Source organism: Variovorax beijingensis (assembly GCF_003951285.1).
GTDB lineage: Bacteria > Pseudomonadota > Gammaproteobacteria > Burkholderiales > Burkholderiaceae_C > Variovorax > Variovorax beijingensis.
The window spans coordinates 34139-55687 of sequence record NZ_RXFQ01000011.1 but is presented as its reverse complement, the minus strand read 5'-3'; the positions used below and the strand labels follow the sequence as shown (position 1 = coordinate 55687).

Annotated in this window: 21 protein-coding genes; 14 read left to right on the top strand and 7 right to left on the bottom strand. The window is 67.0% G+C overall.

Translation table 11 applies throughout. The features are described from left to right. Positions 1–29 precede the first annotated feature (29 nt). The 6 genes from EJO66_RS19565 to EJO66_RS19540 all read left to right on the top strand — a co-directional run bounded on the left by EJO66_RS19565 (position 30) and on the right by EJO66_RS19540 (position 5364). A complete protein-coding gene (locus EJO66_RS19565; RefSeq protein ID WP_124959758.1) occupies positions 30–926 on the top strand; it encodes an alpha/beta hydrolase family protein in 897 nt (298 codons plus the stop codon). 32 nt (positions 927–958) lie between these two features. After that, positions 959–1792 carry an acyl-CoA thioesterase gene (locus EJO66_RS19560; RefSeq protein WP_125965817.1) on the top strand — a complete coding sequence of 278 codons (834 nt, stop codon included), beginning with the start codon at positions 959–961 and terminating at the stop codon, positions 1790–1792. Positions 1793–1794: 2 nt separating this feature from the next. Continuing rightward, positions 1795–2544, top strand: coding sequence for an SDR family oxidoreductase (locus EJO66_RS19555; protein ID WP_125965816.1), 750 nt, complete (start codon positions 1795–1797; stop codon positions 2542–2544). A gap of 111 nt (positions 2545–2655) precedes the next feature. Beyond that, entirely contained in the window at positions 2656–3249 is a 594-nt protein-coding gene (locus EJO66_RS19550; protein ID WP_125965815.1) for a 2-hydroxychromene-2-carboxylate isomerase, read from the top strand. A gap of 48 nt (positions 3250–3297) precedes the next feature. After that, positions 3298–4062, top strand: coding sequence for an enoyl-CoA hydratase (locus tag EJO66_RS19545; protein WP_124959754.1), 765 nt, complete (start codon positions 3298–3300; stop codon positions 4060–4062). Between the two features lie 195 nt (positions 4063–4257). Further along, positions 4258–5364, top strand: a complete 1107-nt coding sequence (locus EJO66_RS19540) for an ABC transporter substrate-binding protein (protein WP_124959885.1) — start codon at positions 4258–4260, stop codon at positions 5362–5364. 6 nt (positions 5365–5370) lie between these two features. Here the strand turns inward: EJO66_RS19540 and EJO66_RS19535 are convergent, their stop codons facing one another. After that, a complete protein-coding gene (locus tag EJO66_RS19535; RefSeq protein WP_012745975.1) occupies positions 5371–5796 on the bottom strand; it encodes an acyl-CoA thioesterase in 426 nt (141 codons plus the stop codon). A gap of 42 nt (positions 5797–5838) precedes the next feature. On the opposite strand from EJO66_RS19535, the gene EJO66_RS19530 reads away from it, so the two are divergent. Next, positions 5839–7674 (top strand): ABCB family ABC transporter ATP-binding protein/permease, encoded by a 1836-nt coding sequence (locus EJO66_RS19530; protein WP_124959884.1) that lies wholly within the window; start codon positions 5839–5841, stop codon positions 7672–7674. Positions 7675–7715: 41 nt separating this feature from the next. Then, positions 7716–8654, top strand: a complete 939-nt coding sequence (locus EJO66_RS19525; RefSeq protein WP_125965814.1) for a 2-hydroxyacid dehydrogenase — start codon at positions 7716–7718, stop codon at positions 8652–8654. A 38-nt stretch (positions 8655–8692) separates the two neighbouring features. On the opposite strand, the gene EJO66_RS19520 is transcribed toward EJO66_RS19525, so the two are convergent. Further along, on the bottom strand, positions 8693–10135 hold the full coding sequence (locus EJO66_RS19520; RefSeq protein ID WP_125965813.1) for an amidase: 1443 nt from the start codon (positions 10133–10135) through the stop codon (positions 8693–8695). 61 nt (positions 10136–10196) lie between these two features. Between EJO66_RS19520 and EJO66_RS19515 the strand changes: the two genes are divergently transcribed. From EJO66_RS19515 to EJO66_RS19490, 6 genes are all read left to right on the top strand, one after another. Next, entirely contained in the window at positions 10197–11189 is a 993-nt protein-coding gene (locus tag EJO66_RS19515) for a LysR substrate-binding domain-containing protein (protein ID WP_124959751.1), read from the top strand. Positions 11190–11383: 194 nt separating this feature from the next. After that, positions 11384–12835: an aspartate ammonia-lyase gene (locus EJO66_RS19510; protein WP_124959750.1), complete on the top strand. Its 1452-nt coding sequence runs from the start codon at positions 11384–11386 to the stop codon at positions 12833–12835. Between the two features lie 172 nt (positions 12836–13007). Further along, on the top strand, positions 13008–13910 hold the full coding sequence (locus EJO66_RS19505; protein WP_124959749.1) for an amino acid ABC transporter substrate-binding protein: 903 nt from the start codon (positions 13008–13010) through the stop codon (positions 13908–13910). Between the two features lie 128 nt (positions 13911–14038). Next, complete coding sequence (locus tag EJO66_RS19500; RefSeq protein WP_124959748.1) at positions 14039–14770, top strand: amino acid ABC transporter permease; 732 nt, start codon at positions 14039–14041, stop codon at positions 14768–14770. A 1-nt stretch (position 14771) separates the two neighbouring features. Next, entirely contained in the window at positions 14772–15461 is a 690-nt protein-coding gene (locus EJO66_RS19495; protein ID WP_124959747.1) for an amino acid ABC transporter permease, read from the top strand. Between the two features lie 38 nt (positions 15462–15499). Further along, the gene (locus EJO66_RS19490) at positions 15500–16237 is read left to right on the top strand and encodes an amino acid ABC transporter ATP-binding protein (protein WP_018903696.1); all 738 of its coding nucleotides are present in this window, start codon (positions 15500–15502) and stop codon (positions 16235–16237) included. A 70-nt stretch (positions 16238–16307) separates the two neighbouring features. Here the strand turns inward: EJO66_RS19490 and EJO66_RS19485 are convergent, their stop codons facing one another. The 5 genes from EJO66_RS19485 to EJO66_RS19465 all read right to left on the bottom strand — a co-directional run bounded on the left by EJO66_RS19485 (position 16308) and on the right by EJO66_RS19465 (position 21545). Then, complete coding sequence (locus tag EJO66_RS19485; RefSeq protein WP_124959746.1) at positions 16308–17246, bottom strand: nucleoside hydrolase; 939 nt, start codon at positions 17244–17246, stop codon at positions 16308–16310. Between the two features lie 46 nt (positions 17247–17292). Continuing rightward, positions 17293–18330, bottom strand: coding sequence for a DctP family TRAP transporter solute-binding subunit (locus EJO66_RS19480; RefSeq protein WP_124959745.1), 1038 nt, complete (start codon positions 18328–18330; stop codon positions 17293–17295). Positions 18331–18537: 207 nt separating this feature from the next. Further along, positions 18538–19836 (bottom strand): TRAP transporter large permease, encoded by a 1299-nt coding sequence (locus EJO66_RS19475; protein WP_125965812.1) that lies wholly within the window; start codon positions 19834–19836, stop codon positions 18538–18540. Beyond that, complete coding sequence (locus EJO66_RS19470; RefSeq protein ID WP_124959743.1) at positions 19833–20417, bottom strand: TRAP transporter small permease; 585 nt, start codon at positions 20415–20417, stop codon at positions 19833–19835. Before EJO66_RS19470 ends, EJO66_RS19475 begins: the two co-directional genes overlap by 4 nt. 114 nt (positions 20418–20531) lie before the next feature. Continuing rightward, entirely contained in the window at positions 20532–21545 is a 1014-nt protein-coding gene (locus tag EJO66_RS19465) for a Bug family tripartite tricarboxylate transporter substrate binding protein (RefSeq protein ID WP_124959742.1), read from the bottom strand. Between the last annotated feature and the right edge of the window lie 4 nt (positions 21546–21549).

Genomic DNA, 21549 nt, shown 5'->3' with positions numbered 1-21549 from the left:
GATTGATCAACGATGAAAGAGACAAACCCATGCAAGCGCAACAACTCCCGGTCGACAGTGGCGTGCAACTGGCAGTGCGCCGCTACGAGCCCGCAGGCGCACCGCGCGCCAGCATCGTGATCGGCGGCGCCATGGGCGTGCGCCAGTCGTTCTACGAACCCTTCGCGCAGTGGCTCGCGCAGCAGGGCCTGCGCGTCTGGACCTTCGACTACCGCGGCTCGGGTGATTCGCGCAACGGCGCCTCGCTGCGCGGCTTCGAGGCCGACCTGTTCGACTGGGCGCGCGACTACGAAGCGGTGATCGACGCCGCCAAGGCCGCGCTGCCGGAACAGCCGCTCTATCTTCTGGGCCACAGCCTGGGTGCGCAGCTGCCGGGTTTCCTGCAGCGGCCCGAGCAGGTCGACGGCCTCGTCAGCATTGCGGCCGGCAGCGGCTACTGGCGCGAGAACGCGCCCAAGCTCAAGCGCAGCATCCTCTATTTCTGGTTCGTGCTCGTGCCGCTGGCCACGCGGCTGTTCGGCTACTTTCCGGGCCGCAGGCTGAAGAAGGTGGGCGACCTGCCGCGCGGCGTGATCCTGCAATGGCGGCGCTGGTGCCTCCACCCGCGCTACAGCGTCGGCGCCGAAGGCGATCTGGCGCTGCAGAGCTACGGGCGCGTGCGCTTTCCGGTGCTTGCGCTGTCGATCACCGACGACGAGCTCATGACGCTCGCCGGCACCGAAAGCCTGCTGAGCTTCTATGCCGGCGCGCCGCGCGCCATGGAGCGCATTGCGCCGGCCGACGTGCAGGCACGGCGCATCGGGCACTTCGGCTTCTTCCGCGAACAGTTCAGCCAGAGCCTGTGGCCGGGCACGGTCGACAAGCTGCACCGGCTGGCCGCGCTTACCGCAGCGCAGCAAGCCGGCGTCCCGCACACGACTGCGTGACGCCATCCACCGGAGGCACACTGCAAACCATCATGAACATGCAACACCCCTTCGACAAGGCCCTGGCACTTCAGCACAGCGACATCCGCGTGGGCCACTTCACCGGCGCCACGAGCCCGGACTACTGGAACATGGTCGGCCCATTCGGTGGCGCCACCGCGGCCATTGCGCTGCGGTCGGTGATGCAGCATCCGGATGTGCTGGGCACGCCGATCGCGCTGACCGTCAACTTTGCGGCTGCGCTGGAGGCCGGCGCATTCGACGTGCAGGCCACCGCCGTGCGCACCAACCGCTCGACCCAGCACTGGACCGTGCAGATCACGCAGCCTGGCGCAGGCGGCGCGCCGAACATGACCACCACCGCCACCGCGGTGACGGCCGCGCGCCGCGACACCTGGGGCCAGAGCGACCTGCCGATGCCCGAGGCGCCCACGCCCGAGACGGTCGAGCGCCTGAGCGTCGGCCCGGCCGGCGTGGCCTGGCTCGACCAGTACGAGATGCGCCTGTTCAGCGGCAGCATTCCCGCGAAGTGGGACGAGAGCCTGCATCACAGCGAGAGCCGGCTCTGGCTGCGCGACGCGCGGGCGCGGCCGCTCGATTTCGCCTCGCTGAGTGCGATGAGCGACGTGTTCTATCCGCGCGTCTGGCTGCGCCGCGCCAGGCATGTGCCGGCCGGCACGGTGTCGATCACCACCTACTTCCATGCCGGCCCGGCGCAGCTGGCCGAGGTCGGCACGGGTTACCTGCTGGGCCGCGCGGTGGGGCAGCAGTTCTTCAACGGCTTCTTCGACCAGAAGGCGCATCTGTGGAGCGAGCAGGGCGTGCTGCTCGCCACCTCGAACCAGATCGTCTACTACAAGGAATAGCGATGGCTTCCATGCAAAAGGCCGCACTCATCGTCGGTGCCGGCGACGCCACCGGCGGCGCCATTGCCCGCCGCTTCGCGCGCGAGGGCTATGCCACCTGCGTCACGCGCCGCAGCCTCGACAAGCTGCAGCCGCTGGTCGCGCAGATCGAGGCTGCGGGCGGCCGTGCCCACGCCTTTGCGTGCGATGCGCGCAAGGAAGAAGAAGTGGTCGCGCTCGTCGAGCAGATCGAATCGACGATCGGGCCGATCGAGGTGATGGTGTTCAACATCGGCGCCAACGTGCCCGAGAGCATCCTCGCCGAGACTGCGCGCAAGTACTTCAAGGTGTGGGAGATGGCCTGCTTCTCGGGCTTTCTCAACGGGCGCGAGGTGGCCAGGCGCATGGTGGCGCGCGCGATGCCGAAGAGCGGGCACCGCGGCACGATCATCTTCACGGGCGCCACGGCGTCGCTGCGCGGCGCGGCCAACTTCGGCGCGTTTTCGGGCGCCAAGATGGCGCTGCGCGCGCTGGCCCAGTCGATGGCGCGCGAGCTCGGGCCGCAGGGCATTCACGTTGCGCACGTGGTGGTCGACGGCGCCATCGACACCGAGTTCATCCGCAGCAATTTCCCCGAGCGCTATGCGCTGAAGGACAGCGACGGCATCCTGAACCCCGAGCACATCGCCGACAGCTACTGGATGCTGCACGCGCAGCCGCGCGACGCCTGGACGCACGAGCTCGACCTGCGGCCTTGGTCGGAGAAGTTCTGAAATGACGTCCGGCTGTTCAGGGCGCGCTCCCGCCGACGGGGTACGCGCAGGGGAGTACCCGGTGGCCTGTGCACGCGCCCTGAAAAAAGTACCTCATAAGGAGACACACCGATGACAAAGACAGTCGAGTTCTATTTCGACTTCGGCAGCCCCGCCGCCTACCTGGCCGCCACGCAGCTGCCGCACGTGTGCGCCGACACCGGCGCCGAGCTGGTGTGGAAGCCCATGCTGCTGGGCGGCGTGTTCCAGGCCACCGGCAACCGTTCGCCGGCCGAGATCGTGCCCAAGGCGCCGTACATGACCATCGACCTGCAGCGCTTTGCCAAACGCTACGGCGTGCCCTTCGTGCACAACCCGCACTTCCCCATCAACACGCTGCTGTTGATGCGCGGTGCGACCGGCCTCCAGATGAAGGAGCCGGCGCGCTTTGGCGCATATGTCGGTGCCGTCTTCCACGCGATGTGGGTCGAGCCGAAGAACATGAACGACCCGGCCACCGTCGGCGCCGTGCTTCAAAATGCGGGCTTCGACGCCACCGCCTTGCTCGCGCTGGCCGGCACGCAGGAAGTGAAGGACCGCCTGAAGGCCGTCACGCAGGAAGCGGTGGCGCGCGGCGTGTTCGGCGCGCCCACCATGTTCGTCGGCGACCAGATGTTCTGGGGCCAGGATCGCCTGGATTTCGTGCGCGAAGCCCTCGACGCCTGACTACTGCGCCGCCATCCAGACAAACCGTTTTATCCAAGGACCATTCCCATGAGCGACATCCTCGTCCACACCGAAGCCGGTGTGATGACCCTCACCTTCAACCGCGTCGACAAGAAGAATTCGATCACGAGCAGCATGTACGGCGAGCTCGCCGATGCATTGGCCGCGGCCGAGGGCGATGCGGCCGTGCGCTGCGTGCTGATCCAGGGCGACCCCACCATCTTCAGCGCGGGCAACGACATCGGCGACTTCCTGAACGCGCCGCCCGCCGGCAAGGATTCGCCGGTGTTCCGCTTCCTGCGCGGCATTGCGGCCTTTCCCAAGCCCATCGTGGCTGCGGTCTGCGGCCCGGCCGTGGGCATCGGCACCACGATGCTGTTCCACTGTGACCTGGTCTATGCGGGCGACAACGCGGCGTTCTCGATGCCTTTCGTGAACCTGGGCCTGTGCCCCGAGGCGGCGTCGAGCCTGCTGGTGCCGCAGATGCTGGGCTACCACCGCGCGGCCGAGGCGCTGCTGCTGGGCGAACCCTTCATGGCCGAGGCCGCGCTCGAAGTGGGCCTGGTCAACCGCATCGTGCCGCCGACCGAAGCCAATGCCATCGCGCAGGTGCAGGCCCGCAAGCTCGCGGCCAAGCCGCTGAGCGCGCTGGTCGAGACCAAGCGCCTGCTGAAGAAGGCGCAGATGCCTGCGGTGCTCGAACGCATGGACGAAGAAGGCGCGAGCTTCGGCCGCATGCTGCGCGAGCCCGCCGCGCGCGAGGCCTTCGGCGCCTTCATGGAGAAGCGCAAGCCCGATTTCTCGAAAGTCTGAGCGCGTTTTCACGCTTGCCGGCCAACGGCGCATGCGTACACTGTCGCCGTGCAAGTTTTCGAGACACGATCGCCGGCAACGCCCACCCAGTGCGCGAATGATGCTACTGAAAAAGTAGCAATCGACACCACGCGCAGGCGTACTTTAGGCCTGCTCGCAGGCGCCCTGGCCGTGCCTTCGCTGGCCTTGGCCCGCGTGCGGCCGCTGCGTATCGGCCTCATCGGTTCCTGGTCCGGTCCCTATGCCGCCGGTGGGAGGCAGTTCGATGCCGGCATGTCGGTCTGGCTCGCCGCGCACAACCAGCGCATCGCGGGGCGCCCCGTCGAGTTGCTGCGCCGCGACGTGCCCGGCAGCGCGCCCGAGCAGGCACGCCGCCATGCGCAGGACCTGGTGGAGAGCGAGCGCGTGGACCTGCTCGCGGGGCTGGACTTCAGCTCCAACGCCTATGCCGTCGGCGCCGTGGCCACGCAGGCCAAGGTGCCCCTCCTGGTGATGAATGCGGCTTCCTCGGGCATCACGGCGCGCTGCCCGTTCGCGGTGCGGGTGTCCTTCACCATCGCGCAGGTCACGATGCCGCTGGCGCGCTGGGCGTTCCAGCAAGGGCTGCGCGATGTCTGCACCGTGGTGGCCGACTACGCCTCGGGCGTCGATGCCGAAAGCGCCTTCGTCTCGGCCATCACCGCAGGCGGCGGGCGCGTCGGCGCGATGCTGCGCGTGCCGCTCAACACGCTGGACTATTCGGCCTACATGCTGCGGCTGCGCGAGCTCAGGCCGCAGGCGGTGTTCTTCTTCCTGCCTTCGGGCCAGATGCCTGCGACCTTCCTCAAGTTCTGGCGCGACCGCGGGATGGCCGACACCGGCATCCGCCTGCTCGCGACCGGCGACGCCACCGACGACCACTACCTCGAAGGCATCGGCGAACTGGCCGAGGGGCTCGTGACCAGCCACCACTATTCGTTTGCCCACGCGTCGGCGGCCAACCGCCGCTTCACCGGTGTCTTCGAGACCGAGTACGGCAGCCACCTGCGGCCCGGCTACTTCGCGGTGGCGGCGCACGATGCGCTCGCGGCGGCCGACGCCGCGATGAGCTCGCCGGCCATGCGCGGCGGCGTCAGCGGCGAACGGCTGGTCGACGCGTTCCGGGGCCTCCAGTTGGAGAGCCCGCGCGGCCCGATCGAGATCGACGCCCACACGCGCGACATCGTGCAGGCCGTCTACATCCGCCGCGCCGAGCGGATCGACGGGCGCTGGGTCAACCGCGAGTTCGAACGCTTCGAGCGGGTGCGCGACCCGGCGCTGTGAGCGCGCTCAGGGTTGCTGCTCGATCGGCCGGGGCCGGCCGTTGTCGTCGATGGCCACGTAGGTGAAGGTGGCCTGCGTCACCTTGATGTATTCGCCTTGCGCCCGGAAGCGCTCGGCAAAGACCTCGACCGTGACCGTGACCGAGGTGCGGCCGATGCGCACCAGCTTCGAATAGAACGAGAGGATGTCGCCCAGCCGCACCGGCTGCTTGAAGATGAATTCGTTGACCGCCACCGTGGCCTGGCGGCCCTTGGCGTAGCGCGCCGGAATGACCGAGCCGGCGAGGTCGCACTGCGCCATGACCCAGCCGCCGAAGATGTCGCCATTGGCGTTGCAGTCCGCCGGCATCGGAATGACCTTGAGCACCAGCTCCATGTCGGTGGGCAGGCTCTTGAGGGTTGCGGCAGCGGCGGTGCTGGAAATATCGGACATGGGCACAATCTGGAACAAACAAAGCAACCACGATTGTCCCTCATGCGCCGCAGCGGCGAAGCCCTACCTCCTCCCCCCCACAGCGCCACCGGCCATGCGCCGGCGCGCAGCGACCGCTCCGACTGGGCGACGCTGCGCCGCCTTTTCCCCTATCTCTGGCAGTACAAGTGGCGGGTGATCGCCGCGCTCGGCTTCATGGTGGGCGCCAAGGTGGCCAACGTGGGCGTGCCGGTGCTGCTCAAGGACCTGATCGACACGATGACGCCCAAGCCGGACATGGCCCAGGCGCTGCTGATCGTGCCCCTCGGGCTCCTGCTGGCCTACGGGTTGCTGCGCTTTTCGACCGCGCTCTTCGGCGAGCTGCGCGAGCTGATCTTCGCCAAGGCCACCGAGGGCACAGCGCGGCAGATCGCGCTGGAGGTGTTCGGCCACCTGCATTCGCTGAGCCTGCGCTTCCACCTGGAGCGCCAGACCGGCGGCATGACGCGCGACATCGAGCGCGGCACGCGCGGCGTGCATTCGCTCATCTCGATGTCGCTCTACAGCATCGTGCCCACTCTCATCGAGCTGGCGCTGGTGCTCACCATCCTGGGCGTGAAGTTCGATTCGCTGTTCGTCTGGATCACGGCCGCGGCGCTGGTGCTCTACATCACCTTCACGGTCACCGTGACCGAGTGGCGCACCCAGTTCCGCAAGACCATGAACGAGCTCGACTCCATGGCCCAGAGCCGCGCGGTCGATTCGCTCCTGAACTATGAAACCGTCAAGTACTTCAACAACGAGGAGTTCGAGGCGAAGCGCTACGACGCCAGCCTGGACCGCTACCGCAAGGCCGCCATCAAGAGCCAGCGCACGCTGAGCATGCTCAACACCGGCCAGCAGCTGATCATCGCGACCAGCCTGGTGCTGATGCTCTGGCGCGCCACCTCCGGCGTGGTCGAAGGCCGCATGACGCTGGGCGACCTGGTGATGGTCAACGCCTTCATGATCCAGCTCTACATTCCGCTCAACTTTCTGGGCGTGATCTACCGCGAGATCAAGCAGAGCCTGACCGATCTGGACAAGATGTTCGTGCTGATGGAGAAGGAGCGCGAAGTGCGCGATGCGCCGGGCGCGCAGCCGCTCGCGGTCGTTGACTCCACCATCCGCTTCCAGGACGTGAGCTTTGCCTACGAGCCCGACCGGCCGATCCTCAAGCACGTGAGCTTCGAGATCCCCGCCGGCAAGACGGTGGCCGTGGTCGGCCCCTCGGGCTCGGGCAAGTCGACGCTCGCGCGGCTGCTCTACCGCTTCTACGATGTGCAGCAGGGCCGCATCACCATCGGCGGGCAGGACATCCGCGAAGTGCAGCAGTCCAGCGTGCGGCGCGCGATCGGCATCGTGCCGCAGGACACGGTGCTGTTCAACGACACGGTCGAATACAACATCGCCTACGGCCGCCCCGGTGCCACGCGCGAAGAGGTCGAGGGGGCGGCGCGCGCCGCGCGCATCCACGACTTCATCTCGGCCACGCCGAAGGGCTACGAGACGACGGTGGGCGAGCGCGGCCTGAAGCTCTCGGGCGGAGAAAAGCAGCGCGTGGCCATTGCGCGCACGCTGCTCAAGAACCCGCCGATCGTGATCTTCGACGAGGCCACCTCGGCGCTCGATTCGGCCAACGAGCGCGCCATCCAGTCGGAGCTCAGGAGCGCCGCGCAGGACAAGACCACGCTGGTGATCGCGCACCGCCTGTCGACGGTGGTCGACGCGCACGAGATCCTGGTGCTCGAAGCGGGCGTGATCGTCGAGCGCGGCACGCATGCCGAGCTGCTTGCGAAGCAGGGACGCTATGCGCAGATGTGGGCTTTGCAGAAGAGCGAAGCCACACCGCTGATGTAGCCCGATCATTCATTTTTTCAAGTCGATCCAGGAGTTCAGACGTGCCGACCAAGATTCCCCTGCTGGTGCTCAACAGCCTCTCGAGCGCCCACCAGGCCCAGATTGCCGAGGTCTACGACATGACCTATGCCTTCGACCCCGCCGCGCGCGCCGCCGCCATTGCCGAGCACGGCAAGAAATTCCGCGCGGTGCTGACCATCGGCGTGATCGGCATCACGCCCGAGGAGATCGCGGCCATGCCGGCGCTCGACCTGGTCTGCTGCATGGGCGCGGGCTACGAAGGCGTACCGCTCGAAGTGACGCGTGCGCGCGGCATCGCCACCGCCAATGGCGCGGGCACCAACGACGACTGCGTGGCCGACCATGCCTTCGGCCTCCTGATCGGCATCGTGCGCGAGTTCCGCAAGCTCGACCGGCTGTGCCGCGAAGGCGTGTGGCGCGAAGCCATTCCGCAGCCGCCGAACGTGTCGGGCAAGAAGCTCGGCATCCTGGGGCTCGGCACCATCGGCCAGAAGATCGCCAGGCGCGCGGCCGCCTTCGACATGGAGATCGGCTATCACAACCGCAAGCCGCGCGAAGGCGCCGCGCACCGCTACTTCGGCGACCTGAAGTCGCTGGCCGCCTGGGCCGACTTCCTGGTGCTGGCCGCGCCGGGCGGGCCGGCCACGCGCCACCTTGTGAATGCCGAAGTGCTCGATGCGCTCGGGCCGCAGGGCTACCTCGTCAGCATCGGGCGCGGCAGCGTGGTCGACACCGAGGCGCTGGCCGCGGCGCTGCGCGAGCACCGCATCGCCGGGGCCGGCCTCGATGTGTACGAGAGCGAGCCGAAACGGCCCGAACCGCTGGTCGGCCTCGACAACGTGCTGCTGACGCCGCACATGGCGGGCTGGTCGCCCGAGGCCACGCAGAAGTCGGTCGACCATTTTCTTGCGAATGCCGAAGGGCACTTCGCGGGGCGGGGCGTGCTCACGCCGGTCTGATATGCCTTGCTCCTTCCCCCGGGAGGGGAGGGAGAAAGTCAAGCCAGGGCCGAGGGGCGATGAGAGCCCCATCCGCAGGCCTGGTCATAGGCGTGCCCGAGCCGCAGCACGTCGAGGTCCGCATGGATCGGCCCGGCCAGCTGCAGGCCCATCGGCAGCCCGCCCTCGCCGAAACCTGCGCGCACATTGAGCGTGGGCAAGCCCGCCAGCGTGAACGGCGTCACGATCTCCATCCACCGGTGGTAGGTGTCGCTCGGCACGCCGGCCACATCGGCGGGCCAGTGCAGTTCGGCGTCGAAGGGAAACACCTGCGCGGTCGGTGCCAGCACGAAATCGAAGCGCTCGAACAGCTTGAGGAACGCGCGGTATACGTTCGAGCGGTAGAGCGAGGCCTGGTAGAGCGAGGCCGCATCGAGATGCCGGCTCTGCTCGATTTCCCACTGCGCTTCCGGCTTGAGCTGCGCGAACAGCTGGGGGTCGCTCAGGTAGGCGCCGAGCTTGCCGCCGACCAGCAACTGGCGCAGCCGCAGCCAGGCGCGCCAGTTGTGCTCGCGCGGCACGTCGAGCGTGCAGGGCTCGACCTCGCAGCCGATGGCGCGGAAGGTGCCGAGCGCCTTCTCCCCGAGTTCGCGGATGCCGGGCGCGAGCGGCAGCCCGGGCCAGAGGCTGCCGAGCCAGCCGATGCGCAGGCCTTTTCCGTCGCCGTCGAGTGCGATGGCATCGGCCGAGGGCAGCGCCTGCGGCGACGACAGCGGCACGCGCGCATCGAAGCCCGCCTGCACCGCGAGCAGCCGCGCGGTGTCTTCCACCGTGCGGCCCATCGGGCCTTCGGTGCCCAGCTGCTGGAAGAAGAGCTCCTGCTCGGGATCGCCGGGCACGCGTCCGCGCGAGGGCCGCATGCCGATCACGTTGTTGAAGGCGGCCGGGTTGCGCAGCGAACCCATCATGTCGCTGCCGTCGGCCACCGGCAGCATGCCCAGGGCCAGCGCCACGGCCGCGCCGCCGCTGCTGCCGCCGGCGCTGCGCTCCGGCGCATAGGCGTTGCGCGTGATGCCGAACACGGTGTTGTAGGTGTGCGAGCCCAGGCCGAATTCGGGCGTGTTGGTCTTGCCGATCACGATGGCGCCGGCCGCGCGCATTCGCGCGACGTGCAGGCTGTCGGTGCGCGCCGGCGAGCGCGGCGGCAGCGGCGAGCCCATGGAAGTCGGCAGGCCCGCCGCATGGCTCAGGTCCTTCACCGCCAAGGGAAAGCCATGCATCCAGCCGCGCCGTTCGCCGCGCGCCAGTTCGGCGTCGCGCTCGCGGGCTTCGGCCAGCAGCACCCCGGGTTCGCGCAGCGAGACGATCGCGTTGAAGCGCGGGTTGAGCGCCTCGATGCGGGCCAGCGAGGCCTGCATCAGCTCGTGGCAGGACACGCTGCGGGCGGCGATGCGGCGCGAGAGTTCGGTGGCGCTCAGGTCGAGCAATTCGGCTGAAGGCATGGCGGATGCGGGAAAAGGAGGGGGAGCCCAGTATGGCGCGGCGCTCGCATAATCGCCGCGTATGGAAACAAAGTGGCTCGAAGACTTCATCAGTTTGGCGGAAACGCGCAGCTTCAGCCGCTCGGCCCAGTTGAGGCACGTGACCCAGCCCGCGTTCTCGCGCCGCATCCAGGCGCTCGAAGGCTGGGCCGGCACCGACCTGGTCGACCGCAGTTCCTACCCCACGCGCCTCACGCCCGCGGGCCAGACGCTCTACAGCCAGGCCATCGAGATGCTGCAGTCGCTGCAGAGCACCCGCGCCATGCTGCGCGGCCACTCGGCCGCCGGGCAGGACGTGATCGAGATCGCGGTGCCGCACACGCTGGCCTTCACCTTCTTTCCCTCCTGGGTGACCAGCCTGCGCGAGCACTTCGGCCCCATCAAGAGCCGGCTGATCGCGCTCAACGTGCACGACGCCGTGCTGCGCCTGGTCGAGGGCAGCTGCGACCTGCTGATCGCCTACCACCATCCTTCCCAGCCGCTGCAGCTGGACGCCAACAAGTACGAGATGGTCAGCCTGGGCGAGGAAACCGTGGCGCCCTGGGTCAAGGCCGATGCCGACGGCGCGCCGCGCTTCCGGCTGCCCGGCCGGCCGGGCCAGCCGCTGCCCTACCTGGGCTATGCGCCGGGCGCCTACCTGGGGCGCGTGGTCGACCAGTTGCTGAAGGAGTCGGGCACCGCCATCCACCTCGACCGGGTCTATGAAACCGACATGGCCGAAGGCCTGAAGGTCATGGCGCTCGAAGGCCACGGCATCGCCTTCCTGCCGCAGAGCGCGGTGCGCAAGGAGATCAAGGCGCGCAAGCTCGTGAGCGCGCTGCCGCCCGAGATCGACAGCCTGGAGGCGACGATGGAGATCCGCGCCTACCGCGAGCGGCCGAGCACGCCGGCGGCCCCCGTGAAAACCGGCACCGGCCGCCCGGCAAAGACTGCCGCCGCCTCCGAGGGCCTGCAGCCCAAGCGCACGGCCGATGCGCTGTGGTCGTACCTGGTCGGTGCCCAGCCCGGCCGCTGACAGCCATCCGATCGATTGACGCGCGGAATTTGTGCGCTGCACAATCTATAAATGCAGCGCATAAGCCTCCCCGCAAACGGCATTGGCGCCGCGAGCCCGCGGCCACTACAGTCGCGGCAGTTTTTTGCCGCTGTCACACAGCAATCTTTACGGCACGCGCCATCTGCGTGCTTTTTTTTAGCCGAGGAACCTGTATGAGCTCCAATTTCAGGACCGAACAAGACTTTCTCGGCGAGAAGCAGATTCCTGCCTTTGCCTACTGGGGCGTGCACACGGCGCGCGCGGTCGAGAACTTCGCCATTTCCGGCACCCGGGTGTCGGCCATGCCCGACCTGGTCCGCGCGCTGGCCTTCGTGAAAAAGGCCGCCACGCGCGCCAATGCCGACCTCGGCGCCATCGACCGCGAACGCGCGGCCGCCATCATCCTGGCCTGCGAGGACCTCATCGAAGGCAAATTGCTCGACGAATTCGTGGTCGACGTGATCCAGGGCGGCGCCGGCACCTCCACCAACATGAACGCCAACGAGGTCATCTGCAACCTCGCGCTCGAGAAGCTCGGCCACGAAAAGGGCCGCTACGACGTTCTGCATCCCAACGACCACGTCAACGCCTCGCAGAGCACCAACGACGTCTATCCGACGGCGGTGCGGCTGGCGCTGTGGTTTGCCATCGGCCGGCTGCTCGAATCCATGGCGGCGCTGCGCAAGAGCTTCGAGGCCAAGGCGCTCGAGTTCAAGGACATTCTCAAGATCGGCCGCACCCAGCTGCAGGACGCGGTGCCCATGACGCTGGGCCAGGAGTTCCTGACCTACGCCGTCATGATCGGCGAGGACGAGGCCCGGCTGGGCGAGGCGCGCGCGCTCATCGAGGAAATCAACCTCGGCGCCACCGCCATCGGCACCGGCATCAACGCGCCGCACGGCTATGCCAACCTGGCCTGCCAGTACCTGGCCGAGCAGACCGGCGTGCCGCTCAAGCAGTCGGCCAACCTCATCGAGGCCACGCAGGACACCGGCGCCTTCGTGCAGCTGTCGGGCGTGCTCAAGCGCGTGGCCACCAAGCTCAGCAAGACCTGCAACGACCTGCGCCTGCTCTCCAGCGGGCCGCAGGCGGGCTTCGGCGAGATCCGGCTGCCGGCGCGCCAGGCCGGCTCGTCGATCATGCCGGGCAAGGTGAATCCGGTGATCCCGGAAGTGATGAACCAGGTGGCCTTCGAGGTCATCGGCAACGACATCACCGTCACCATGGCGTCCGAGGCCGGCCAGCTGCAGCTCAACGCCTTCGAGCCGATCATGGGATGGAGCCTGTTCAAGAGCATCAAGCACCTGAGCAACGCCTGCAACACGCTGCAGCACAACTGCGTCGAAGGCATCGAGGCGAACCGGGAGTTCCTGGCCAAGCGGGTGCGCGAATCGGTCACGCTGGTCACCGCCCTGAATCCGCTGATCGGCTATGAGAAGGCGGCGCTCATCGCAAAGACCGCGCTGGCCACCGGCGGGCCCATCGACCTGGTGGCCGAATCGCTCGGCATCATGACGCGCGCCGAGATGGAGGCGCTGCTCGTGCCCGAGAACCTGACCCAGCCGGTGCGGCTGTCCGCGCCGGTGCCGCCGGCTGCCGAGCCCTCGGGCACAAAGGCTGCTTAGTGAAAGTCGGACAATGCCAATGGGTCCACCTGCACCACGGCAGCGCCCGGATGCGCGCGGCCGGTGTGGCCGTCGTCGAGAATGCACCGGGTTGGCCCGGGTATTCCCCATCACGTGAATGTCTAGAATTTCGTTGTATCTGTATCTTCCAGTCACCTCAGGAGTTTTCCGTATGAACAAGCAAGTATTGGCATTGGCAATCGCAGCCCTGGCTGCCGGCGGCGCTTTTGCACAGGCCAATGACACCCTGGCCAAGATCAAGGCCTCGGGCAGCATCACCGAAGGGGTGCGGGAATCTTCCGGCCTCTCGTACACGCTGGGCAACGGCCAGTACACCGGTTTCCATTACGACGTCTGCGCCAACATCATCAAGGACATCCAAAAGCACCTGGGCCTTGCCAAGCTGGAAACCAAGTACCAGCCCGTCACCTCGCAGAACCGCGTGCCCCTGGTGCAGAACGGCACCGTCGACCTCGAGTGCGGCTCCACCACCAACAACGCCACGCGCCAGAAGGACGTTTCCTTCGCCGTGACCACCTACGTGGAAGAAGTGCGCATCGCGGTCAAGGCCAACTCGGGCATCAACGGCATCAAGGACCTGAACGGCAAGACCGTGGCCACCACCACCGGCACCACCTCGGTGCAGACCCTGCGCAAGAACGAGCGCGCCGGCGGCATCGACTTCAAGGAACTCTATGGCAAGGACCATTCCGACAGCTTCCTGCTGCTCGAATCGGGCCGCGCCGACGCCTTCGTGATGGACGGCTCCATCCTGGCCTCGAACATCGCCAAGTCGAAGGCGCCCGCCGACTTCAAGATCGTCGGCGAAGTGCTCAGCGTCGAGCCCATCGCCATCATGATCCGCAAGGACGACCCCGCCTTCAAGAAGGTGGTGGACGACAGCATCAAGGCCCAGATCAAGAACGGCGAGCTCGCCAAGCTCTGGGACAAGTGGTTCCTGAAGCCGATCCCGCCGGCAAACGTCACGGTGAACCTGCCGCTGTCCGAAGCCACGAAGGCCGCCTGGGCCAACCCGAACGACAAGCCGATGGAAGACTACGCCGCCAAGAAGTAAACACGGCAAGGTCATCTGCGCAACGCCCGCCGCCCCCGGCGGGCGTTTGTTTTCGCAAATGCGGCGCGCGGGCACGGCCTCTGCAAGCTAGCTAGCAGTCTGGAAATCTGAAAGAAGGAGAGTCCCCGATGGGATCAAACTGGGATTGGCAGGTCTTCTTGCAAGACCCGGGCGGGAAGTACCCGACCTACTGGGAGTGGATGCTGTCCGCATGGGGCTGGACCGTGTCCGTGGCCCTGCTGGCGCTCGTTGTCGCGCTGGTGCTGGGTTCGCTGATCGGCATCATCCGCACCTTGCCCGACAGTCCATGGCTCATACGCCTGGGCAATGCCTGGGTCGAGCTGTTCCGCAACATTCCGCTCCTGGTGCAGATCTTCCTCTGGTACCACGTGATTCCGGCCATGATTCCGGTCATGAAGGGCGTGCCGAGTTTCGTGCTGGTGGTGCTGGCGCTGGGCTTCTTCACCTCGGCACGCATTGCCGAGCAGGTGCGCTCGGGCATCCAGGCGCTGCCCAAGGGCCAGCGCTATGCGGGCATGGCGGTGGGCTTCACCACGCCGCAGTACTACCGCTACGTCATCCTGCCGATGGCCTACCGCATCATCATTCCGCCGCTCACGAGCGAGACGATGAACATCTTCAAGAACTCGTCGGTGGCGTTTGCCGTGTCGGTGACCGAGCTCACGATGTTCGCGATGCAGGCGCAGGAAGAAACCTCGCGCGGCATCGAGGTGTACCTGGCGGTGACGGGGCTCTACGTGATCTCGGCCTTTGCGATCAACCGCATCATGGCCTTCATCGAGAAGAAGACGCGCGTGCCGGGCTTCATCGTCTCGGCCAGCGGCGGCGGGGGGCACTGACATGATGAATCTCGACCTGTCGTTCTACAACTGGGAAGTCATCAGCAACTTCGTCGTCAAGGGCTTCTACTTCAGCATCATGCTGACGATCGTGGCCACCATCGGCGGCGTGCTCTTCGGCACCGTGCTGGCGCTGATGCGGCTGTCGGGCAAGAAGTGGCTCGACGCGCCCGCCGCCATCTACGTCAACGGCATGCGCAGCATTCCGCTGGTGATGGTGATCCTGTGGTTCTTCCTGCTGGTGCCGGCCTCGTTCTACGCGGCCTTCGGTTCCGTCGGCTCGAACTACCGCTCGGAAATCTCGGCCGTGATCACCTTCATCGCCTTCGAGGCGGCCTACTTCAGCGAGATCATGCGCGCGGGCATCCAGTCGATTCCGCGCGGCCAGGTGTATGCGGGCCAGGCGGTCGGCATGACCTACGGCCAGAACATGCGACTCGTGGTGCTGCCGCAGGCCTTCCGCAACATGCTGCCGGTGCTGCTCACGCAGACCATCATCCTGTTCCAGGACACCTCGCTGGTCTACGCCATCGGCGCCTACGACATGCTCAAGGGCTTCGAGACCGCGGGCAAGAACTTCGGCCGCCCGATCGAGGCCTACCTGCTCGCGGCGGTCGTCTACTTCATCATGTGCTATGCCTTGTCGTGGCTCGTCAAGCGCCTCCACAAGAAGATCGCCATCATTCGCTAGCTGAATGGGCTGAACCGGAGAAAGAAATGTCCGAAAAAATGATTGAAATCAAGAACGTCTCGAAGTGGTATGGCCCGGTGCAGGTGCTCAACGATTGTTCGGTGAGCATCTCCAAGGGCGACGTGGTGGTGGTGTGCGGGCCTTCGGGCTCGGGCAAGTCCACCCTCATCAAGACCGTGAACGCGCTCGAACCCTTCCAGAAGGGCGAGATCACCGTCAACGGCATCCCGCTGCACGACCCCAAGACCAACCTGCCCAAGCTGCGCTCCAAGGTCGGCATGGTGTTCCAGCACTTCGAGCTGTTCCCGCACCTGTCGGTCACCGAGAACCTCACGATCGCGCAGATCAAGGTGCTCGGCCGCAGCCCCGACGAGGCCAAGACCCGCGGCCTCAAGATGCTCGACCGCGTGGGCCTGATGGCGCACAAGGACAAGTTCCCGGGCCAGCTCTCGGGCGGCCAGCAGCAGCGCGTGGCCATTGCCCGCGCGCTCAGCATGGACCCGATCGTGATGCTGTTCGACGAACCCACCTCGGCGCTCGACCCCGAAATGGTCGGCGAAGTGCTCGACGTGATGGTGAGCCTGGCCAAGGACGGCATGACCATGATGGTGGTCACGCACGAAATGGCCTTTGCGCGCAAGGTGGCGAGCCGCGTGATCTTCATCGACGTGGGCGGCAAGATCCTGGAAGACTGCCCGAAGGACGAGTTCTTCAGCCACCCCGAAAACCGCCAGCCGCGCACCAAGGACTTCCTGAACAAGATCCTGCAGCACTGATCGATTCGCTGCGGCACCAAAAAGCAAAAGCCACGCTGTTCGCAGCGTGGCTTTCTTATTTGTCCGGGGCCTATGGCAGCCGCGCGATGTGCTCCGTCAGCAGGTCGAAGAAGCCCTGCGCATCGCCATCGGCGATCCAGTTCACGTTGGGTGTGCGATGCAGGCTGCCGTGCCAGTCGGCCGCTGTCTGGCCGAAGCCCATGCCTTCGCGGCTGTCGACCTCGACATGGATGCGCTTGCCCTGGAAGAGCGAGGGCCGCAGCAGGTAGGCCGTGACGGTCGCGTCATGCACCGGTCCGCCGGGCATGCCGTAGTGCTGCATCTCCTGCGGCGCGTAGGCGTCGAGGATGTCTGCGACGATTGCGCCGGCCTTGTTGCCGAGGCTGCGCAGCCGCGAGATGCGCTCGTCGCTCGTGAGGATCTTGTGCGTCACGTCGAGCGGCAGCATGGTGATCGGCACGCCGCACTTCAGCACGGCCTCGGCCGCATGCGGATCCGCGAACACGTTGAACTCCGCCGTGGGCGTGATGTTGCCGCCGTTGAAGTGCGCGCCGGCCATGAGCACCAGTTCGCGCAGGCCACGGCCGATGTCGGGCGCCTGTTCGAGGGCGAGCGCCAGGTTGGTCTGCGGGCCGAGCATCGCGAGCGTCACGCTTTTTTCGGGTGCGGCGCGCAGCGTGTGGACCAGGTAGTCGACCGCATGGCCTTCGGCCAGCGGTACGGCGGGCTCGTGCACCGTCACGCCCGTGATGCCTTCGCGGCCATGGATGTTGGCCGCGTAGATCGGCGCGCGCTGCAGCGGCCGTTCGGCGCCCGCGTACACCGGAATGTCCGGCCGCCCGGCCCATTCGCAGGCGAGGCGCGCGTTGCGCGAGGTCTTGGCCAGCGGCACGTTGCCGGCCACCGTGGTCAGCGCCTGGACCGCGAGCGATTCGGGCGCCGCCAGGGCGAACAGCAGCGCGATCACGTCGTCCGCGCCGGGATCCGTGTCGATGATCAGGGTGTGCATGGCCGCATTGTCGCGGCCTCCACCCCGATCCACGGGGATGCGAGCTTTACTTCTGGCGCGCCGCGATGGCCTTCTCGGCCTTGGCCACGAGGTCCGCGCCCACGGTCGACTTCCACTTGTCGTACACCGGCCGCGTGGCCTTCACGAAGGCGTCGCGCTCGGCGGGCGTGAGCTGGGTCACGGTGACGCCCATGGCGGCAATATCCTTGAGCACCGGCTTGTCGGCTTCCACCAGGCCCTTGCGCGCGAGCGCGATTTCCTGCTTGCCGGCGTCGACGGCGGCCTGGCGCACGATGGCCTGGTCGGCCGGCGTCCACGAGGCCCAGATTTCCTTGTTGACCACGAACACCAGCGGGTCGGCCACGTAGCCCCAGGTGGTCACGAACTTCTGGCCCACGTTCTGCATCTTGAGCACGGTGAACAGGAAGAGCGGGTTCTCCTGGCCGTCCACGGCGCCGCTGGCGAGCGCGGGCTGCGCGTCGGCCCAGCTCATCTGCGTGGGGTTGGCGCCGAGCGCGGTGAACATGTCGGAATAGATCGGCGAGCCGACGACGCGGATCTTCATGCCCTTGAGGTCGGCGGGCGACTTGATCGGCTTCTTCGAGTTGGTGATCTCGCGGTAGCCGTTCTCGCCCCAGGCGAGCGGCACGACGCCGGCCTTGTCGAGGGTCTTGAACATGTCCTTGCCTACCTCGCCCTGGGTGAGGGCATCGATGGCCGCATAGTCGGGCATCAGGAAGGGCATGGAGAACAGGTTGAGCTGCTTGACCTGCGGCGACCAGTTGATGGTCGAGCCCACGGCCATGTCGATCACGCCCTGGCGCAGCGCGCTGAACTCGCGGGTCTGGTCGCCCTGGATGAGGGACACGCCGGGGTACAGCTTGATGTTGATGCGGCCCTGGGTGCGCTCCTTGACGAGGTCGGCCCAGATTTTTCCGGCCTGGCCCCAGGGTGTGGGCGGGCCGAGCACGAGGGACATCTTGTATTCGGGCTTGTAGGCGGCCTGCGCCATGGCGCCGGTCGAGAACATGCCCAGGGCGGTTGCTGCGGCGGCAAGGCCGAGCAGGGTGCGGCGGAATTTCATGAGAGGTCTCCTTGTTTTCTGAACACAACTAAGCGATGGATGTTTTTGGGGAACGGTACTGGGATGGGGTGTTCTTGGCGCTGTTGTTCAGGGCGCGTGCACAGATCACCGGGTACTCCCCTCCGCGAATGTCCCCCGTCGGCGGGAGCGCGCCCTGAACAACAAGCCTTGAACACAACGCGGCGCAAGCAGAAGCAGCGTCGCATTTCAGTACCCCAGCTTCCTCGGAAGCCACAAGGCGAGTTCAGGAAACGCGATCACCAGCACCATCACCAGGAACATCGAGAACAGCATCCAGCCGACCCACTGAACGGTCTCTTCCATCCGCACCTTGGCGATGCGGCAGGACACCATCAGGTTGACCGCGAGCGGCGGCGTGAACTGGCCGAGCGCCACCTTGAGCGTGAGGATCACCCCGAACCACACCGGGTCCCACTTGTAGTACTGAACGATGGGCAGCAGGAGCGGCACGAAGATCAGGAAGATCGACACGCCGTCCAGGAACATGCCCACCGTGATGAGCAGCAGGATCAAGAGCGCCAGGATGCCGTATTCGCCCAGGCCCGAATTCACGATGGCGCGCGTCACCGGGTCGATGATGCCGAGCGTGGAAAGCGAGTACGCGAAGATACCCGCGAGCGACACCACCAGCAGGATCACGGCCGAGAGCTCGCCCGATTCGCGCAATATGACGAACAGGTCGCGCACCTTGATCGTCCGGTGCACGCACATGCCCACGAACAGGCCGTAGAACACCGCAACCACCGCGGCCTCGGTCGGTGTGAACCAGCCCGCGCGCATGCCGCCCAGGATGAGCACCGGCGCCGCCAGGCCCCAGATCGCTTCGCGCAGGCTCTTCCAGAACGGCGGGCGCGGCAGCGTCGCTTCGAGCGCGCCCATCTTGTGCTGGCGGGCCAGCAGCACGGCCGGGATCATCAGCGCCAGGCCGGCCATCACGCCCGGGACCATGCCGGCCGCGAACAGCGCAGGCACCGAGGCGCCGGGCACCAGCACCGAGTAGACGATGAACGCGACCGAAGGCGGAATCAGGATGTCGGTGGCCGCCGCGGCGCCCACCACGCTGGCCGAGAAGGCAGCCGGGTAGCCTGCGCGCGACATGGCCGCGATCATCACCGCGCCCACGGCGGCGGCATTGGCCGGTCCCGAGCCCGAGATGCCGCCGAGGAACATCGCCACCGCAATCGCCACCAGCGGCAGCATGCCGGGCCCGCGCCCGACGATGGCAACCGCAAAGTTCACGAGCCGCAGCGCCACGCCCGAGCGGTCGAAGATGGAGCCCACCAGCACGAACATCGGAATGGCCAGCAGCGGGTACTTGCCGAGGCCGGCATAGAAGTTCTGCGGCACGGCCAGCAGGCCGAACCACTGGGCGTCGCTGTTGGCCAGCGCGATGCAGGCGGCGCCGGCCAGGCCCAGCGCGGCGCCGATGGGCACGCCCACCAGCATCATCGCGACGAAGGCGACGAAGAGCAGGGTGGGGATCACGATGCGTCGCCCTTGCCGGTCCGGTTCGCGTTGTTGCCGCCGTAATCCTTGCGGCCGCGGCGGATCATGAGGCCCACGGCGCGCAGCGCGATGGCGAACGACACGACCGGCAGCCAGATCGAATACCACCACGCCGGCAGGCCGATGCCCGGCGTGGTCTCGTCGAAGCGGTAGTCGTCCCACACCATGCGGATGCTGAGCGCGCCGATCAGCGTGAACAGGATGGCGATCATGAGCGCGCCGAACTGCGCGAGCCGCTTGCGCCGCGCCATGGAGCCGCTTTCGGAAAAATATTCGATGCGGATGTGGCGGTCGCGCGCCACCGCGGCCGAACCGGCCACCAGCGCCAGCATGATCATCAGGAAGACCGAGAACTCTTCGGTCCACGCGAACGAAGAGTCGGTGAAGTAGCGCACCAGCACGTTGGCAAAGGTGATGAGCGCCAGCGCGCCCATGATGATGACGGTGAGCCAGTCCTCGATGGCGAGCGGCACCCGGGTGGGCTCGTCGGCGGCTTCGGTGTCTGGGGGAAGGGGGCTGGCGGCGTCCAGCAGAGGGCCGGACTCGTTGGGAGTGGTCATCGAGGGGGAGGGGGAAAGCAGCTATGGATGGTAGCGATCCATGTCCATTCGTTCATCGGGGTTTTCCTAAGCTGCGGTCCCGTTGCGCGCCCCTCCCGGCCCTCTCGACGCGGGCTACTCGAGCTTGGCGCCCGAATCCTTGATCAGGCGCTCCCAGACCGGGCTTTCCTTCTTGTAGACGGCGGCAAAGGCCTCGGGCGAGCTCTCCTTCAGGTCGAAGCCCATCGCCGCCACGCGCGCCTGCACGTCGGGTTGGCGCGTGGCCTTGCCCACCTCTTCGGCGATGCGCTGCACGATCGGCTTGGGCGTGCCGGCCGGCATGGCAACGGCGAGCCAGCCGGCCACGCGGTAGGCCTCGTCGTCCAGGCCCTGCTCGGCCAGCGTGGGCACGTTGGCGAGCGTGGCCATGCGGCGTTCGCCGCTCACGCCGATGGCCTTGAGCTTGCCCGCCTCGATGTGGGGCTTGGCCACCAGCGCGCTGGCAAAGGCCATCTGGATCTGGCCGCCGATCAGGTCCTGCAGCATCGGCGCCTCGCCCTTGTAGGCGACGTGGTTCATCTCGGCCTTCTGCGTGAGGCTCATGTGCGCGCCGGCCAGGTGCGGATAGGCGCCCACGCCGTACGAGCCGTAGGCCACCTTGCCCTTGTTGGCGGCCACGTACTTCAGGAGCTCGGGCCCGCTCTTCACCGGCACGCTGGGGTGCACCACCAGCACCAGCGGCGCGGTGGCGATCTGGTAGACCAGTGTGAGGTCGCGCTGCGTGTCGTAGGGCAGCTTCTGGTAGAGGAACTGGTTGGTGAGCAGCGAATTGCTCAGCGCCAGCACCAGGGTGTAGCCGTCGGCCGGTGCCTTGGCCACCGCGTCGGTGCCGATGATGCCGGCGGCGCCGGGCTTGTTGTCGATGATCACGGGCTGGCCCAGGCCCGCCGCCATCTTCTCGCCCACCACGCGGGCCAGCACGTCGGTGGCGCCGCCCGCGGCAAAGGGCACCACCATGCGGATCGGCTTGCTCGGATAGGCCTGCGCCCAGGCGGCCGTGGTGGTGGCCGCGAGCGCCAGCGAGGCAATGCCGCAGTGCAGGGCGCGGCGGGTGATTCCGCGGGTGGTGGTGGTGAAAGTTGCGCTCATGTTC

Bases quoted from the DNA above. Each gene is read 5' to 3' on its own strand.
- EJO66_RS19565 (WP_124959758.1), top strand. From the start codon at position 30: ATGCAAGCGCAACAACTCCCGGTCGACAGTGGCGTGCAACTGGCAGTG.
- EJO66_RS19560 (WP_125965817.1), top strand. From the start codon at position 959: ATGAACATGCAACACCCCTTCGACAAGGCCCTGGCACTTCAGCACAGC.
- EJO66_RS19555 (WP_125965816.1), top strand. From the start codon at position 1,795: ATGGCTTCCATGCAAAAGGCCGCACTCATCGTCGGTGCCGGCGACGCC.
- EJO66_RS19550 (WP_125965815.1), top strand. From the start codon at position 2,656: ATGACAAAGACAGTCGAGTTCTATTTCGACTTCGGCAGCCCCGCCGCC.
- EJO66_RS19545 (WP_124959754.1), top strand. From the start codon at position 3,298: ATGAGCGACATCCTCGTCCACACCGAAGCCGGTGTGATGACCCTCACC.
- EJO66_RS19535 (WP_012745975.1), bottom strand. From the start codon at position 5,796: ATGTCCGATATTTCCAGCACCGCCGCTGCCGCAACCCTCAAGAGCCTG.
- EJO66_RS19530 (WP_124959884.1), top strand. From the start codon at position 5,839: ATGCGCCGCAGCGGCGAAGCCCTACCTCCTCCCCCCCACAGCGCCACC.
- EJO66_RS19520 (WP_125965813.1), bottom strand. From the start codon at position 10,135: ATGCCTTCAGCCGAATTGCTCGACCTGAGCGCCACCGAACTCTCGCGC.
- EJO66_RS19515 (WP_124959751.1), top strand. From the start codon at position 10,197: ATGGAAACAAAGTGGCTCGAAGACTTCATCAGTTTGGCGGAAACGCGC.
- EJO66_RS19510 (WP_124959750.1), top strand. From the start codon at position 11,384: ATGAGCTCCAATTTCAGGACCGAACAAGACTTTCTCGGCGAGAAGCAG.
- EJO66_RS19505 (WP_124959749.1), top strand. From the start codon at position 13,008: ATGAACAAGCAAGTATTGGCATTGGCAATCGCAGCCCTGGCTGCCGGC.
- EJO66_RS19500 (WP_124959748.1), top strand. From the start codon at position 14,039: ATGGGATCAAACTGGGATTGGCAGGTCTTCTTGCAAGACCCGGGCGGG.
- EJO66_RS19495 (WP_124959747.1), top strand. From the start codon at position 14,772: ATGATGAATCTCGACCTGTCGTTCTACAACTGGGAAGTCATCAGCAAC.
- EJO66_RS19490 (WP_018903696.1), top strand. From the start codon at position 15,500: ATGATTGAAATCAAGAACGTCTCGAAGTGGTATGGCCCGGTGCAGGTG.
- EJO66_RS19485 (WP_124959746.1), bottom strand. From the start codon at position 17,246: ATGCACACCCTGATCATCGACACGGATCCCGGCGCGGACGACGTGATC.
- EJO66_RS19480 (WP_124959745.1), bottom strand. From the start codon at position 18,330: ATGAAATTCCGCCGCACCCTGCTCGGCCTTGCCGCCGCAGCAACCGCC.
- EJO66_RS19470 (WP_124959743.1), bottom strand. From the start codon at position 20,417: ATGACCACTCCCAACGAGTCCGGCCCTCTGCTGGACGCCGCCAGCCCC.
- EJO66_RS19465 (WP_124959742.1), bottom strand. From the start codon at position 21,545: ATGAGCGCAACTTTCACCACCACCACCCGCGGAATCACCCGCCGCGCC.